Origin of the sequence: Pseudoalteromonas sp. B160 (assembly GCF_037162485.1) — a bacterium.
GTDB classification, from domain to species: Bacteria; Pseudomonadota; Gammaproteobacteria; order Enterobacterales; family Alteromonadaceae; genus Pseudoalteromonas; species Pseudoalteromonas rhizosphaerae.
This window is the reverse complement of sequence record NZ_JARLUX010000001.1, coordinates 2,954,674-2,970,506: the sequence shown is the minus strand read 5'-3', so window position 1 is coordinate 2,970,506 and position 15,833 is coordinate 2,954,674. Positions and strand designations below refer to the sequence as shown.

15 protein-coding genes are annotated in these 15,833 nt (G+C 40.2%); 4 read left to right on the top strand and 11 right to left on the bottom strand.

Annotated elements, in window-relative coordinates; translation table 11 throughout:
• Positions 1-31: 31 nt before the first annotated feature.
• The 5 genes from P4S61_RS13815 to P4S61_RS13795 all read right to left on the bottom strand — a co-directional run bounded on the left by P4S61_RS13815 (position 32) and on the right by P4S61_RS13795 (position 5,286).
• Complete coding sequence (locus tag P4S61_RS13815; protein WP_442961597.1) at positions 32-1,096, bottom strand: KAP family P-loop NTPase fold protein; 1,065 nt, start codon at positions 1,094-1,096, stop codon at positions 32-34.
• A gap of 130 nt (positions 1,097-1,226) precedes the next feature.
• Positions 1,227-2,345, bottom strand: coding sequence for an ISAs1 family transposase (locus P4S61_RS13810; protein WP_337118468.1), 1,119 nt, complete (start codon positions 2,343-2,345; stop codon positions 1,227-1,229).
• Between the two features lie 40 nt (positions 2,346-2,385).
• Positions 2,386-3,054 carry a P-loop NTPase fold protein gene (locus tag P4S61_RS13805; protein WP_337118467.1) on the bottom strand — a complete coding sequence of 223 codons (669 nt, stop codon included), beginning with the start codon at positions 3,052-3,054 and terminating at the stop codon, positions 2,386-2,388.
• An 899-nt stretch (positions 3,055-3,953) separates the two neighbouring features.
• Complete coding sequence (locus P4S61_RS13800; RefSeq protein ID WP_337118466.1) at positions 3,954-4,127, bottom strand: hypothetical protein; 174 nt, start codon at positions 4,125-4,127, stop codon at positions 3,954-3,956.
• 76 nt (positions 4,128-4,203) lie between these two features.
• Entirely contained in the window at positions 4,204-5,286 is a 1,083-nt protein-coding gene (locus P4S61_RS13795) for a hypothetical protein (RefSeq protein WP_182731164.1), read from the bottom strand.
• 222 nt (positions 5,287-5,508) lie between these two features.
• On the opposite strand from P4S61_RS13795, the gene P4S61_RS13790 reads away from it, so the two are divergent.
• Positions 5,509-6,654 (top strand): PQQ-dependent sugar dehydrogenase, encoded by a 1,146-nt coding sequence (locus P4S61_RS13790; RefSeq protein WP_337118465.1) that lies wholly within the window; start codon positions 5,509-5,511, stop codon positions 6,652-6,654.
• A gap of 71 nt (positions 6,655-6,725) precedes the next feature.
• Here P4S61_RS13790 and P4S61_RS13785 read toward each other — a convergent pair whose 3' ends face one another.
• Together P4S61_RS13785 and P4S61_RS13780 are read right to left on the bottom strand one after the other, a co-directional pair.
• Complete coding sequence (locus P4S61_RS13785) at positions 6,726-7,883, bottom strand: pectate lyase family protein (protein WP_337118464.1); 1,158 nt, start codon at positions 7,881-7,883, stop codon at positions 6,726-6,728.
• Between the two features lie 45 nt (positions 7,884-7,928).
• The gene (locus P4S61_RS13780) at positions 7,929-8,315 is read right to left on the bottom strand and encodes an RICIN domain-containing protein (protein WP_337118463.1); all 387 of its coding nucleotides are present in this window, start codon (positions 8,313-8,315) and stop codon (positions 7,929-7,931) included.
• A gap of 405 nt (positions 8,316-8,720) precedes the next feature.
• Here P4S61_RS13780 and P4S61_RS13775 point away from each other — a divergent pair, with 405 nt between their 5' ends.
• Positions 8,721-9,170: a carboxymuconolactone decarboxylase family protein gene (locus P4S61_RS13775; protein WP_182757975.1), complete on the top strand. Its 450-nt coding sequence runs from the start codon at positions 8,721-8,723 to the stop codon at positions 9,168-9,170.
• A gap of 286 nt (positions 9,171-9,456) precedes the next feature.
• Complete coding sequence (locus tag P4S61_RS13770) at positions 9,457-9,873, top strand: helix-turn-helix domain-containing protein (protein ID WP_337118462.1); 417 nt, start codon at positions 9,457-9,459, stop codon at positions 9,871-9,873.
• Positions 9,874-10,026: 153 nt separating this feature from the next.
• Here the strand turns inward: P4S61_RS13770 and P4S61_RS13765 are convergent, their stop codons facing one another.
• The 4 genes from P4S61_RS13765 to P4S61_RS13750 form a co-directional block, all read right to left on the bottom strand.
• Entirely contained in the window at positions 10,027-11,403 is a 1,377-nt protein-coding gene (locus tag P4S61_RS13765) for a Na+/H+ antiporter NhaC family protein (protein WP_337118461.1), read from the bottom strand.
• Positions 11,404-11,553: 150 nt separating this feature from the next.
• Positions 11,554-13,122, bottom strand: a complete 1,569-nt coding sequence (pbp4b, locus tag P4S61_RS13760; protein WP_337118460.1) for a penicillin binding protein PBP4B — start codon at positions 13,120-13,122, stop codon at positions 11,554-11,556.
• On the bottom strand, positions 13,122-13,715 hold the full coding sequence (locus tag P4S61_RS13755) for an N-acetylmuramoyl-L-alanine amidase (RefSeq protein ID WP_337118459.1): 594 nt from the start codon (positions 13,713-13,715) through the stop codon (positions 13,122-13,124). Before P4S61_RS13755 ends, pbp4b begins: the two co-directional genes overlap by 1 nt.
• Positions 13,673-13,870 (bottom strand): hypothetical protein, encoded by a 198-nt coding sequence (locus P4S61_RS13750; RefSeq protein WP_337118458.1) that lies wholly within the window; start codon positions 13,868-13,870, stop codon positions 13,673-13,675. The genes P4S61_RS13755 and P4S61_RS13750 overlap by 43 nt, the downstream gene beginning before the upstream one ends.
• A gap of 616 nt (positions 13,871-14,486) precedes the next feature.
• On the opposite strand from P4S61_RS13750, the gene P4S61_RS13745 reads away from it, so the two are divergent.
• Entirely contained in the window at positions 14,487-15,332 is an 846-nt protein-coding gene (locus P4S61_RS13745) for a MurR/RpiR family transcriptional regulator (RefSeq protein ID WP_145240869.1), read from the top strand.
• Positions 15,333-15,833: the final 501 nt, after the last annotated feature.

Genomic DNA, 15,833 nt, shown 5'->3' with positions numbered 1-15,833 from the left:
CACAGAGATAATTAAAGTTATGGAGTATATTTTAGTTATCTCCCATATAATCCAGGGGGGATGACAGTTCTACAAACTCGCGATAGCTCTCTGTAGTGAGTTTGTCATATCCGTCTTTTTTATATATATAGTCGATCCATAACAAAGTAACTTCTGGAGATAATTCTATTGAATGTTGAGCTAGATTACTCTCTGCTTCTTGCAACTCACTCATCTTATCTCCGTCATATGAATCAAAAAAAGCATCCCACATGTCTGTTTTTGAAAAGTAAACATTGCAAAAAATATCCTCTATAAATTTAGATAGTGGGATAAAATAATCCCCCGTAGTATAGCTATTTATTTTTGGACCGAAACTATCATTGTCAAGTTGATTAATATATGACTGTGGCTCAATAAAATAGGTCAACTCAGCTGATAAATGTTCCTCAGATTTATCCCTTTTTAAAAAGTCAGCTAGGCTTATATTTATAATCTTATTTTCACTACCTTGTTCTGTCTTTTTAAATCTGCCACTTACTATTTCCTCATAAAGTGGATGATCTTTTTCATAGATACAAAACAAAGTAGCCAACACAAGAATATCTACTTTTTTACCACTCGGTAAATTAGCAATAATAGCTGTAATACGCTCAGTGATTTGAATTGCTGTCCTTGCTGATACTTGAAAGGCATCTAATACAGCAGAAATATTAGCTAAAGCAATTTCAGGTGTCTCTGTCCGCGGGAGTAGCTCAATATTTTTACTTTCTAAATACGCAGATTCAAATTTAGTCATATCGCTATGTACTGATAAAAAATCCTTTAAAACAGGTCGTTTTAAGCTATAGCGGCTATTAAAAAAACGTCCGAGGTAAACTTTAGCGTCAAAGCCTTCACCGTAAATTGATTTGATTGTATGTTGGAGTTGCTCAGTATCTGTTGCCACAACAAATACGATGCCTTTAACATCAAATATATGCTTTATAGTTTCAAGCATTTCAACAGCATAACTTGGGCGACAACGATCTAACTCATCGATAAAAACAAAAATAGGTAATTCTTTACCTTCCTGCTGCTCAAATTTACTGACCCAATCTGCTAGCTTAGACTTTATGACCTCGATGCTTTTACTTTTCGCTTCATGCTCTTTAATAAGGTTCTGCGCAAGAGCTTTGACTGCGGGTGAAAAAGCTGAGCTATTTTGTTTGCTAGGTTCTACCTCAGGGCAAGAGCATGAAAAAAATCTATGATTTCAATATCTTTTCAAGGTAATCTGTACTGCGCATAGCTTTTTTCTGTTTTGCGGGCATGCCTTTATTAAAGCTTGTTTCTGCTTTTAGCTGATTAAATGCAATGTGTCTCAGCCCCGCAAATACAGGTGCTGCACCTTCACGCCTAATTCGGCAATCATCTTCTTTAAATCCGACATCTAAACGCCAATGTAATCCATTCTCTATTTGCCAATGTTGCCGTGCGGATCTTGCGAGTTCTTCCGCCGATAAATATGCTGAACTGATGTAGTATCTATAGCATAACTCATTGCTTACTTTGTTTTTTTCTTTCCTATAAGAAACAATAACTCCCACTGTTTTAGCATCTTTCCAATTGCTCGTTTCTGATAAATCACTTACGTTATGACTAACAGCACAACACCTGAATTCTTCTCTGTTTTTATGATAATCGGCTTCATTAAACAAAACTCCTTCGGACGCTTGTCGTGTGACCTCAGGTAATAAAGCATTCTCTATTTGTGACAGTAGTCCTTTATGGTTCGCTTTTACTGCAAGTAGGTAATCGGCTTGTTTATCCACTATTGTCTCTGCAATTGATTTTTGACACCCCATCGCGTCAATCGTGACTAAGCAGCCTTTTATCTCCAGTAATTCAAGAAGCTCTGGTAACGCTTTGATTTCATTCGACTTTTTATCAACAGGGCATTGCGCCAAAACAACACCATTTTCGCACGCAAATGCACTGACCATATAAAGTGCATCGCGCCTATCTGACTGATTAAATGAACCTTTCAATCGCTTACCATCAATCGCAACTACATCGCCATGAGTTAATTTAGAGCAGTCTTTCATCCAAGAAGAAAAAGAATCTTGAAACTGCGTCATATCAATGCGACTCATCACACGAGCGATTGTGTCATGGCGAGGGATACCTTGCTCAAGAGGAACGTACTTCCTGAGCCAATCTAATCTATCATGGCCAAAATCTTCAATATCTTCCCAGCCTTGGCACCCAGATATGACAGCGCTGACAGCTAAGAATATGATATCAAAAAGTTTATGGACAACTTTACCCTGCTGGCGAGGGTCGTCAATTGATTCGAAATATTTAAATAGTTGAATATCAGGCATGGGGGCTCCTTAAAAAGGAGTATAAGATCATACTTTTAAGTCAAGGTAAAGTTCGTGATCTTGCCCTGGGTTCTACCTTCTCACTCTCTTCAACTTCGTCATCTGAAAATAATAATGTATTTAACTCATCTAAATCGATACCAGTTATTTTTTTCGTTAAACCTTGCGCAATAGCAGGTGCAACTGCTTTAAACATCGACGCTGCTTTATTCGGGATAGTAATAGTGAAATGAGCCTGTGCGCTAAGCTGCTTAATAATGCCAGCAATAACAGTTAAAAAAGGATCGTCAGAATAATCTTGTTGCCAAGCATCGATATAAACAACTGGAAAGTTTTTAAGTTCTTGCGACCAACGCTTGAGAAAGTATGTTTTACCTGCGCCCCACTCAGCATTTAAATTTAATACGTAGTTTCTTTTTTGCTCTTCTTGCGGCCTATTCTCGTCAAAACCTTCTTGAATTAATAACCTTGTGAGAAATGTTGCGTATTTAGCTCTATCTAACTTATCAGCAGGAAAGTACTCATCTATTTTATTATTTGGTGGTGTACTCCAATCAAAGTCTTTTATATCGCTCATCCAATTCCCTCTTAAATATCTATTTTTTATATAGTGCCATACAAAGTCAGGTAAATATAATTCTTCAATAGATCTCATAAAAATGCACTGAGGAAGACCTTTTGTCTTGCCTTGAGCAAACTCAAATCTCACGTTTAACACCCTTCCCCCGTCATCACGCCCTGAAAATAAGTAATTGATGAGTAATATCACGCATGGAAGCGCGTTAAGCCGTGACTTCGCCATGGACGGCGAATACACGGCGTTTACGTTCACATCAATTACTTATTTGAAGGATTAAGTGTGATGCTCGGGGCGCCGTGGGGTTCCAAGGGGCGACCGGCGGCAGCCGCCCCTTGGTTGCCGCCAGCAATCTGGCTAAAACCTTGAATAAGGTTTTTAATGTAGGTCGAGGATTTATCCCGACAAGAGTTAGCAAGCTCAGCGCCTACGGTGGTTAACCCTAACATTGGTGTTAAATCATTCGCGGCTAAAGCCAGCTCCTACTTCCAATATTTAACCTCTGTGTAGCGCAGCGCCTCTGTGTTCTCAGTGGTGAAAATTCACTTTTTTCGCCCTAAAGGGCGACCTAAAATATAAAGTGGCTAGGCTCTAGGAAGTGACTAGGTACTAGGATTGTTCCGTAGTTCGTCGCCCGCCGCACGAAGCCATAGCCACACGCGCCAGCAAGCTCAGCGCCTACGGTGGTTAACCCTTACATTGGTGTTAAACCCTTCGTGGCTAAAGCCAGCTCCTACTTCCAATATTTAACCTCTGTGTAGCAAAGCGCCTCTGTGCTCTCGGTGGTGATATTCACTTTTTCGCCCTAAAGGACGACCTACAATTTAAACGCCCCATTGATTTTATCGTTGCACTTTAGCCAACCAAACCACGCGCGCCAGCAAGCTTAGCGCCTACGGTGATGAACTTATCACTGGTGTTAAACCCTTGGTGGCTAAAGCCAGCTCCTACTTCCAATATTTAACCTCTGTGTAGCGAAGCGCCTCTGTGCTCTAGGTGGTGATATTCACTTTTTCGCCCTAAAGGGCGACCTAAAATATAAAGTGGCTAGGCTCTAGGAAGTGACTAGGTACTAGGATTGTTCCGTAGTTCGTCGCCCGCCGCACGAAGCCATAGCCACACGCGCCAGCAAGCTTAGCGCCTAAGGTGGTTAACTTATCACTGCTGTTAAACCCTTCGTGGCTAAAACCATCTCCTACATCCACTATTTAACCTCTGTGCAGCGCGAAGCGCATTTGTGCTTTCGGTGGTGAAATTCACTTTTTCGCCCTAAAGGGCGACCTACTGTTTAAACTGGTAATCTTTTATATAACGATAATCAAATTCAGTGTCGTCTAACACTTGGCAGTGGTCGTTAAAATCATCGCTGAGCATGCCATAGATATCAATTTTTACTGATTGTTCTTCAATATTTTTAGCAAAGCTGGTGAGTAACTGCCTGCCTTTTTTAGCGTCCATATAACAACCAAATTCATAAATACTGTAAAGCCTTGCAAAGGTATCGCCGCCCTCTTCTGCTTGCGTGATAAGTGCGTCACCTGTTTTACTATCGAGTATTTTTCCTAGTATAAATTGAGCGCGGGGGTTGCTTTTTTGCTCTGCTAAATAACGCAGTATTAATTGCGCTTGATAGCTATCTTGCGGGTAATTACCTAAGTAGCGCCCTTGAACATCAAACTGCCTACCTGAATAGTAAGCAAAAGCATAAGTAAGTGCTTTATGCTGGCTTATTGCAGCGAGCGCTTCATCACTGGTATCAATGTGCTTATCGCGAAACTCGGCTGCGCGCGCTGCTTGCTGATTTTTTTCATTTTCCATGTACTGTACCTCTTGAAAAATGAGCACCGCAATGGCAACAATATAACCAACCACAAAAGTCAGCACTAGCAACAAAGGTAAAACAACAAACCACCTGTTTTTTAACTTTTTTTGTTGTAGATAATCAGGGCACGCAAAATAAGCATCAAATGCTTTATAGTCATGCATTGAGATGTTGATACGTGATAGATAGGCAGCGCTCCAGGCGCCGAGTACATAAACGCCAATCAAAATAACGGACAACACATTGCCGCCGACCACTATTTGAAAATCCCATGCGAGTAAAACAATACACGCATGAGACACAAAACCTATTACAGAGAATAATCGTTCATAGCCACGACCATGAAATCTAACAGCTAAACCTATTAACGCGCCGCTGAGCCATAGCATAACAGCTCCTGCTGCTGGCTTTAATTCATAAATAAATACCCACAGCACTAAAATAGGTATACACCAAAAGACTGTGCCTAATGCGGCTGCCAATGCATTTTGTTTTGTTATTTTTTCTATTACATTGTTTTGAAAGTTGCTCTGAGCTGACACGGTAAATCCCTATACGATTGTAAAAATTGTTAATATATTCTATTTCTAACTTCAATACATCCCCAGTACAACGCAAAGCATAAGTAGCAACTTACTGAACCCTTCTATACTTCCTCCTATCTCATTTTTTCTGTTACTAATCGCACTTTAGTAAATGTTAATAACAATTAAACTATTAACACGCTACTCTATTTACATCGTTTTTAAAAAATTGGAGTCATCATGAAGACGTCTTTTTACACCAGTTTAGCTATTGCTATGGTCAGTTTATCTACCTTGCAGGCGTGTGCGCAGCAAGCGGAACAAGAAATCCCTGTCGCTAAAAGCGCTGATAAGTATCAGCTTGAATTAGTTGCTCAAGGGGTAAATATTCCTTGGGGAATGGCGTGGCTTAACGAGCAAGATTTATTGGTAACAGACCGCGCTGGTGAGCTTAGGCTAATTCGTAATGGCAAACTGCTAGAACAAAAAATTGCAGGGCTGCCTAACATGCATGCGGAAGGTCAAGGCGGCTTATTAGATATCGAGCTTGATCCTAACTTTAAAGACAATGGCTGGATCTACTTTTCTTACTCAGGTTATGAGGGCGATGAAGAAGGCTACAATACATCCATTATGCGTGCGCGCTTAAAAGATATGGTACTAGTCGACTCGCAGCTGCTGTTCGACGGCACGCCAAACACCACAACCAGCAAACATTACGGCTCGCGTATTGAATTTGATAAAGACGGTTACTTGTACTTTCCGATTGGTGATCGCGGCGCGCGTGATGTTCACCCACAAAGCTTAGAGTATGATGCAGGAAAAATTCACCGCATTAATGCTGATGGCACAATCCCTAAGTCAAACCCGTTTGTTAATCAGCCAAACGCACGTAAGAGTATTTACTCTTATGGCCACAGAAACCCACAAGGCATGGCTATGCATCCAGAAACGGGGGCAATTTGGAGTCATGAACACGGCCCTCGTGGTGGTGATGAAATCAATATTATTAAAGCGGGTGCTAACTACGGCTGGCCAGAAGTAACTCATGGCATCAATTACATTGGTACCAAAATTACTGATGAAACAAGCCGCGAAGGTATGCAACAACCCGATTGGGTGTGGGTGCCGTCTATCGCCCCTTCTGGGATGGAGTTTGTTACAAGCAGCAAATACCCGCAGTGGCAAGGTCATGTGCTTGTTGGCGCTGTGAAGTTTGCACACTTAGTATTGGTTGAACTTGATGGTAATAAAGTAACGGGTCACAGCAAGCTATTTGAAGGTGCTGGCCGCGTGCGCAGTATTGCAACCCACCCTAATGGCGATTTATATCTGGGTATTGATGGTATGGGAATTTACCGTATCGTGCCTAATAGTAAAATCTAACGATTAATACACGCAATGTGATGAAGCCCTCTAATTGAGGGCTTTTTGCATTTTTAGATGGTTTGGATGTATTACTGCGGCCCTGTACCGCCGTCAACTTGACTGCCTAAGCTATTGGCATTGTCTAAACTGTATGGGTATAACTGAATATCGTTAAAGATGTTAGCGCCATTGTCGCAATACTGATCAGTTGCTGATACGCCAGTATACACATTTCCTGACGCGCTAAAGTAGCCTGAGCCTTGGTTCCAATGTGGTTTTGCACTGTTTTCAAAGTAATTGTTTTCAACTAATACTTCAGCGCCATTACCTGCGCTAATTGCAAAATAAGTAATGTTTTTCCAATAGTTATTAAACATGTGTACACGTGAATTATAACCATCTACTTTAGGGTTGCGCCCTGCTGCAGTGTCCCAAAAGTTATGATGCGCTGTGACTTGTGAGTTTTTGAATAAATGAGTGTACCAATGTTGGTTAGCACACACTTGCGTATTATAACCATAAAAGCGGTTCCAGCTTAAAGTGACATTTTGGCTATTGCCAATATCAATATAACCGTCACTAATTTTATTAAACGCCATATGATCAATCCAGATGTGGCTACTGTCATCAACAGAAATAGCATCCCCCGCTTCAACTAATGCAGGGTTAATATCTTCAAGTAAAATATTACGTATGATGATATTTCGATCATTACTGATCACTAAGCTTGCGCCGATAATTTTTGAGTTTTTCCCCAATCCTTCAAGGGTTTTATTTGAGCGAACACGAAGACGAGAGTCATTACGTGTAACGTTAACCGTGTTGTTGGAGCTGCTACCTAATTCACTACAACTTTGGTTACCAACCGGTAAGCGATACCAGGTTTTACCATAATCGCCCCATGTGCCACAATCGAGTGGACATGCTGCAACAGTTCGGTTTGCCGTATGGCAGTTAATCGTTGTATTGTCAGGAACTTGAATAACCGCAGTTGATGTTGAGTTTAATGCGGCTGTTAAAGCACTGCAGCTAGTAACAATCGTCGGTGATACATTACCGCCACCTGTGGTGGTCGCCAGACCATCGCTGCCTGGTTGTGCTGCAAAACCAATTAAACCAGCTGTTGTTTGACCACCACCACTGCTGCTACCACAACTACCTGAAACAGGGTTGATATACCAGCGCTGTGAACTGCCACCCGCATCATCATTTTGATACACATTGGCACCGTTTTGCGAACCCGCCACAGTTAATGACTTTTGCGTAAGTTTATTAACAATATTAAAGCCACCCTATGAAGACACCTTCAGCTGCCAGCGCTGATTATCACCTTGCCAATCGTCATACACCACAATATTAGCGCCATTAGACTGTGACGAGTTGAGTACATCAAGTACTTGGTTATTATGTTGCGAACGAATAGTCCAGTAACCATCACTGCCTTTAGTGAAAGCAAACTTCTGGTTTGCACCACCCCAATATTGATAGCTAATTACATCCGGTGCGCCACTAGTATCAGACGTATTTACATCTAATGCCAAGCTAGAGCCACGGTTAATTACAGAGTAAATCCCACCTGAGGTGGGCATAGTTGTACAATTTTCTGCCAATGTAGCAAAGCTACAAGTAGATAACAGAAGTAAAAACAAAGTCTTTTGCCGTTGTATCAGTGTTGTCATAACGCTCATTCTTTTGCTCCAATTTATGCCATTCCTTGAATGGTGTTTTGTAAAATGCGAATCCTGCACTTAAGTACAAACGGTTAATAATTATCGTTTGCGCACTTATATTAGGATCATTTATATTACAAATAAAGTTAATTGTTAAATAAAAGTAAATTAACGCCATTGTCGATGTGAGCTTTTTAAAGCTTAAGAGCTAAATTAGTATTGAAATTCGCTAATTTTAGGGTGTAAATATAATATATCAGCGACTTATACCGTTTTATTATTGTGTAATAGTATGATAAGTCTTTAGCGAGGTACGACTACACTAAAAACAAATCAAAAAGTCGTTTTTTTACAATTCTTTTTATTTATCCGTCAATAAACTAGCTAGTAGTTATTTATCGATTTGGAACTATTATGAAAAGAGCGAATTACTTTAATATCGAACCCGAGTTAATGACCTACTTGATTGATCAAGAAGTACTGATCAAACAGAAAGTCGAGGCTACCTTTGGAGTGACAATTTGGGAGCTGCTAAAACTAAGAGCGTCACAGTTAAACCAATGTGCATATTGTTTAGCCATGCATAGCAAACAAGCACTGGAGTATGGCGAGAGCATTAACCGCATTATTGCCCTCAATGCGTGGCAAGACACGCCACTTTATAACGATAAAGAACGTGCTGCATTAGCGCTTTGCGAAAAATTGACTTTGTCACAGAACATTGATGATGACTTTTATCTTGTGCTTGCCGAGTTATTTGATCAACCCAGTTTAGTGACCCTCACCGTAGCAATTAATGCTATAAATAGCTGGAATCGTATGGTGAAAATGTTTAAACCGACAGTCGAGTTTAATGAACGATAAACTATTTACAGCCCAACGGGCGATATCGCTGATTATGTACAAGCAATTTGGTTTGCTCGCGCTCAGTGTTCAGGGAGAGCTGGCTCCCCTGCGATGGCGCAAAAGGCGTTATATTTTTGCTATCTGGGCGTCTTAATTTAGCTGGAAAACCATTAAATCCCCCTATTTCATGCAAACCATATCTATACAGTCAGAAAAAGTAACGTTTACTGCTGGCTCCGTCTTTTGTGGGATCCGGTTTAAACCTGCTGGACTTGCCCATTTACAAAAGGTAAATCATTCGCTTGTGGCGCCTGCAACCTTAACAGGTTTAGCACAGGCGCTTGACCAATATACTAACTTAGATTCGTTTATTGATTTGTTGTCGGCGCACCTCAATGCACCAAAAATACACCATCAGGCTATTGAGCACACACAAAAACTGATCCATAAAATAATCAATCTTACCCCACTAAGTACTGCTTACGAGCACACCCCTAAAGGTAAGCGGCAATTAGAGCACTACGTTAAAAACACCTGTGGCATCACTGCCAAACACCTAGCACGTATTTACAGAGTCAGGCAAGCCAGACAACTTATAAAAGCAAACCCACAGCTAAGCTTGGCACAACTCGCCCTTGAGTGCGGGTTTTCCGATCAATCTCACCTAAACAATGAGTTCAACGCTATTTTACAAATACCCCTGCTAAGTATAAAAAGTTAATTCAGCAATAAAAAAGCCTGCAAAATTGCAGGCTTTCTCGTTAACTTTACTCTCGCTAACTTTACTCTCGCTAACTTTACTCTCGCTAGCTTTACTCTCGCTAGCTTTACTCTCGCTAGCTTTACTCTCGCTAGCTTTACTCTCGCTAACTCTTTACAACACAATAATGCTCGTAACTAGGTAAGCTACAAACGTTAAGCCACCCGCGAATAATGCATACGGCATTTGCGTTTTAACGTGAGTAAGCAAATCACAGCCGGAGGCAATAGCTGACACCGCACTGGTATCTGATATTGGCGAGCAATGATCGCCAAATACGCCGCCACCTAAAATTGCCGCAATCACTAATGACGGTGGTAGGCCGAGCGCTTGAATTAATGGCACACCAATCGGGATTAGTATTGCAAATGTACCCCATGAGGTGCCTGTTGTGAAAGAGATCACCGCACCGGTTACAAACAACACTGGTACGACTAAGTAAATAGGTAAGTAATCACCCACTAAGCCCGCAACAAAAGTGCCAGTACCTAAATCTTTTAAACTGGCGCCGAGAGTCAATGATAGTAATACGATCGCGACTAACGGTAATAACTCACCCATGCCTTTAAAGCCAATATCAACCAGTTTATGGTGAGTAAATTGACGAGAGCTTACCATTAATAAGTAGGCGACAACGCAAGCTAAAATAGTTGCATACAATACCGACTTAGAGCCACTGCCGCTGGCAATATCACCATTACCTGACCAATACATAAAGCCGACCATACTACCAATTAATGTAATTAGTGGTACTAACATGTAACGTGCTTTAGTCCCTTTGACTTCTTCTTGCAGCTCAGTTTTTTGATATTCCACTTGCTCTTCAGCCTTTTTAAGCGGGCCGTGCACTTTATCAAACGAGATAGTATAAAACACAATGAGTAAGGTGATGATGGCGTAAAAGTTATAACCTATGCTGCCCCATAACACCGAGACTGCCGACTCTGACAGTTCATAATTACCAAGCAAGCCAAGTATGTATGCCCCCCAGCCATTAAGTAAAATCAAAATACACACAGGAGCACTGGTACTATCAATAATGTATGCTAAGCGAGCACGGCTCATTTTAAATTTATCGAATAAACCCCGCGATAAAATACCCGCAGTCAGTACACTTAAGTTAGATTCTATAAACACCGCAATGCCTGAAAACATGGTTAAATAACCCACTTGGCGTTTGCTCTTTGCCACACCTTTGTTCATCAACACATTTACTGTTGCAGCCACACCGCCCGATTCGCGTATGTAAGCAAGTAATGCACCGATTAAGATACTAAAAATGAGGATACGACTATTACCTGGCGAACTTGCTACGCTCACCACGCGCTCTATGGTATTTATAAATGTATTAAAAAGTGTATTACCGTTACCTTGCAAGGCCAGCAAAAACTCTGAAGAAGCAACAGCGACGAGTAGCGCCATAATGACTTCTTTGCGCCAAAATATGATCAAAATCGCAATTAGTGGCGGTAAAATTGAATACCAAGACATACTGTAACCTTTTTTGTGGTGAGTCTATGACTCACTCTAATTATTATCAGGCCTTTGTTATAAAGGCTGGAACAAACTCATTAGCTTAATCTGTTCGTCAATAAACACAACTTAAATCGATTAGCGATAAGTTGAACACTGCCATTTAGATCAATGCTTATTTAATATTGCTTCATAAATTAGCGAAACAATTGAGCCATATTTACCGGTTTCAAACTTTCTCCCCATAAATTCATAATCTGTTTCATTCCCTTCAATCGGGGTATGGCGAGCATTGGTAAGCAAAATTATCGCCAAGTCATAAGCGGGATCAATCACAGTAACCGTGCCCGTCCAGCCAGTGTGACCATACGCTTGTGGGCTCGCGTACGGGCCAAAATGCCATTGTAAAGCACCGTTACCGGCACGACGCCAACCTAAACCATAACTTTCATCGCTGGCTTGCGGGGCAATGAATTGCTCTAATACTTGCGGGGTAAATATTTGCTTATCACCATAGCCACCGCGATTCAGCAATAACTGCGCAAGCACAGCTAAGTCTTGACCTGTACTAAAAAGTCCTGCGTGACCTGCGACCCCACCTAAGGCATAAAATGCTTTTTCGTCATGTACTTGTCCTTGTAAAACGTCGGTACGAACATTATCAAAGCTGATCCGTCCGTCACGAGTGTTTCCCATTAACTCAGTGGCAGCTATTTGGTTTTTTATAAAGCCCTTTTGCAATGGATTATAAACGGTGTGGGTTAAACCAAGCGGTTGATAAATTTGCCCTTCAACATAATTATCCAGCGACTGCCCGGAAAGTCGCTCCACTAATACACCGAGTAACATGTAATCAATATCTGAATATAAATGTTTAACGCTACGACCCGCAACAAATGGCACGCCTGTCAGTAATAAGTTTTTAGTACGTAAGCTATTTTGTGAAAAGAATCGCTCACCAAACTTATTATCTTTACGATGAAAATCAACTACCGCTGGATAACCTGCACTGTGGGTCAGTAAATCTTTGACTAACCGCTGCTCACGGCCCGCCCCACGAAACTCAGGTAAGTAATAAAATAGCGGTTTTTCTACATCAACTTTACCTTCACTGGCTAATTTCATTAACGCTAAATTTGTGGCAAACATTTTTGAATTAGAGGCAATATCAAATAATGTATCGCTTTTCATCTGCTGTTGCTGCTCTAATAATGAGCCATCAGCAAGGTATTTTTTAGCATCGCCATAGTGGCTTAATTTAATTAACTTACCATCTTTGATCACTGCCAGTACGGCACCGGGAAATCCTGCCGCGACTTCTTCGTTGATCAATTTATCCACGTTATTAAACTGCACTGACTTTACGGGCTTAGTTACTAAAGTTGGGTAAGAAAAACGTAATGTTAAACTTGCCCCTTCAGGCTGCACATTTTCAACCTTGAACGTATTTGTGCCGTTGTGAGTCCGTTTAGATAAGCTGTATTTGTAGCTATTATTTGCCATAAGTGGCTGAGCAATATTTATTTTTTCACCATTGATAAAAATATCCGCGCTCGTTACGGTGTTATTTTCAATGATAATTTCGCCTCGGCCTTTATAAGCTTTAAATGTACCACGGTCATTAACCAGTGCCCGAGAACTTGGATTAGGATTTGGTACCTGCAACACAACCTGCGCATTTGCTAAAGGCTTAATAATCGGTTCTGGGGCAAGTTGCTGTTGTTGATATTGCAACATTAACTTAGCTGCTTTTTCGGAAAGTACTTCTGCATCAAAGCAAACAATACCGCAGCGCTGCGCGCATCTGCATTACCGCTTACATGCCAAGGTAAAAAGTGCATTTGAAAGGCACTTAATGTATCAAGGGTTTGTGGATCAAGTTGATTAGTCACGTGTACATCATAACCATAACCACGTAACGCTTTTTGCATTAAACTAATGGATGGTTTAACTAAACTAAATTGCTGCCAATATTTATCAACCGTGTCACTGTCATACCATGCACCAATACCAGCTTGGTACAATTGATACCATGGAAAGCGCGGACCTGGATCGTTTTTTCGTGTAGGCGCTATATCAGAGTGGCCTACAACTTGAGTTGGGCCAATATCAGGGTTACGGGCTAAAATACCTTTACTGAGCTCAATCAATAACGCTATTTGTTTAGGGTCAAAATCGGGGAAAATACACAGTTTTGAGGCGTCATTTTCCATTTGCTCATCAGGTTTAACTTCGGGATAGTGACAGCTTGGTACGTTAACAATTTCGATACCAATTGATTGATCATTTAAATCTTCACGGCCTTGCCAAAAGCTTGTCCCGCATGCCACGCCCTATCATGTTCATCAACTAGTTGAATTACTTTTAATTCATCCTCAGGGTAGCTAGGATCATTTAACTCTGGTAATAAATAATGAGCACTTAAACCACCTTCATCGACTAAAGCACGCATCGATTTTTCAAAATCAATAGCGGTGTAATGCATGACTAAAAAACTTAACACGATGACTGTAATTGGCAGATTGTGTAAACTCGTAAGGTGTTGAAGCGCAACTAGTCAAAAGTGCGGCAGTTGTAACTAAACAAAGTTTTTTAAACCAAGATAAAAACGTCATAGCCTTCTCATTGCTGATCAAAGTAAATAAGCGCAATCCCAAAACCACGATTAGCGGTATGTGCTTTTAGTAAACAATACATTAAATAAACCCAGTTCTCATATTGTTATTATAGTTTGGACAACTCGATTTGAGTTGTATAAACCAAACCCTATCACAGTAAAATGATTTGTAAATAATTTATTTCAACAAGTAAATTAAATAAAGATATTTTATCCCACCATAAAAACAGTGCCCAAGCGACTAGCAAATAAATCTGTTAGTTCGTGCTATTGGTGTTGTAAAATTAGATAATTAAAACTATATTATTCCAATTATTCTTAAACAATATTCCAAAACTTAATTGCGGCTATTGGGAATAATTTATTTTTTGTACGCCTAGGAACAAGAGTAAAAACAAAGATGGTTACATTTGAACCTAGAATAAGTACAAATTTATTTCGATTAATGCTATAAATACGCCAAATATAAAAATAAGCGGGTAGTATGTCTACATTTGTAAAAATTAAAGCCTTACGTCAGTCCCTATCGAGCAGCGAAGCTAAGCTAGCCGACTTCACATTGAACTCAGCTAATGCTATTCGTAATCTTTCGTCTGTAGAGCTGGCTAAAGTTGTCGGCGTGAGCCAGTCAAGCGTTGTAAAATTTTCGCAAAAACTGGGCTACAAAGGCTTTCCAGCATTTAAGCTGGCTGTCATTGATGCACTCAATGATGAAACATCAGAACCAAAACTGCATGGTAAAATCACCTTAAGTGATTCACTAGAGCAAATAGCAGAAAAGCTACTCAGTAGTAAACTTGCTGTGCTTACTGAAACAAAAAACCTCAATGAAGCGCTAGCCATTGAACAGGCTGTTAGCTTGTTAAAATCAGCTAAACGAATTTTAATTTGTGGTTTAGGGGGCTCTGCCCTGGTGGCTAAAGACTTCTCTTATAAGCTGCAAAAGTTAGGTATGCCAGCAATAGCTGAACCTGATGGTCATGCGCAGCTCGCCTATGTATCAACCTTTGCAAAAGGCGACTTAGTTATTGCGATCAGTGAATCGGGTGTCACCAGAGAAATCGCTGAAGTGGTAAAGCAGGCTAAAAAGAACGACAGTTACGTGATCTCTGTCACTAAATTTGGTAGTAATCCTGTTGCTGATCAAGCCAATGTTAGGCTTTACTCTGTGGCAGAAGAAGAGTCAGTCCGTTTATCATCGATACTTGCCCGTACTGCGCAAGACTTTGTTATTGATATTCTATTTATCGCTTTAACGCAATCGAGTCGTCAAGGTCGTAAATTACTAGAGCATTCAAATGACGTTGTTGGTGAATTTAGAAATCACTAACCAACGACATCCTAAAGAATTAAGGCCACTATTGTGGCCTTTCTTATTATAAAAACCACTTTAACAACAGCCGTGCAATAATAACCTATCTCTCGTTTGCTAATTTATAAATTATTTCTTTATTCCATGCCAACCAAAATTTTTTAGTTCATAAACAATAATTATTATTGTAACTCCAACAGTATTGTTCCAACTCAATAAAAAATCCTCCTTCTTTAGAATCAAAAACACAAAAACATGTCATTTCAATATATTAAATATGATTAACTACGCTAAATATCGCGAAAACACTCCCCCAGCCTTACGCTTATATTGACAAAAAATATAACGAAACCAGTTTTTATATATTTTATTTATAGATACAACACAAATAAGGAAGAGTTTATTCTTGACCATTAATAGCAACGCATGTTTAATGGAATAGCAACAATTGATCAAAGTTTATAACTCTGTTTGGGGAATCAACAAAGTTCAGAGCTATAAGTTAATTATAATAAGGAC

Coding starts and splice junctions, on each gene's coding strand:
- P4S61_RS13810 (WP_337118468.1), bottom strand. CDS start 2,345: ATGCCTGATATTCAACTATTTAAATATTTCGAATCAATTGACGACCCT.
- P4S61_RS13790 (WP_337118465.1), top strand. CDS start 5,509: ATGAAGACGTCTTTTTACACCAGTTTAGCTATTGCTATGGTCAGTTTA.
- P4S61_RS13780 (WP_337118463.1), bottom strand. CDS start 8,315: ATGACAACACTGATACAACGGCAAAAGACTTTGTTTTTACTTCTGTTA.
- P4S61_RS13775 (WP_182757975.1), top strand. CDS start 8,721: ATGAAAAGAGCGAATTACTTTAATATCGAACCCGAGTTAATGACCTAC.
- P4S61_RS13765 (WP_337118461.1), bottom strand. CDS start 11,403: ATGTCTTGGTATTCAATTTTACCGCCACTAATTGCGATTTTGATCATA.
- pbp4b (WP_337118460.1), bottom strand. CDS start 13,122: ATGTTGCAATATCAACAACAGCAACTTGCCCCAGAACCGATTATTAAG.
- P4S61_RS13750 (WP_337118458.1), bottom strand. CDS start 13,870: ATGCATTACACCGCTATTGATTTTGAAAAATCGATGCGTGCTTTAGTC.
- P4S61_RS13745 (WP_145240869.1), top strand. CDS start 14,487: ATGTCTACATTTGTAAAAATTAAAGCCTTACGTCAGTCCCTATCGAGC.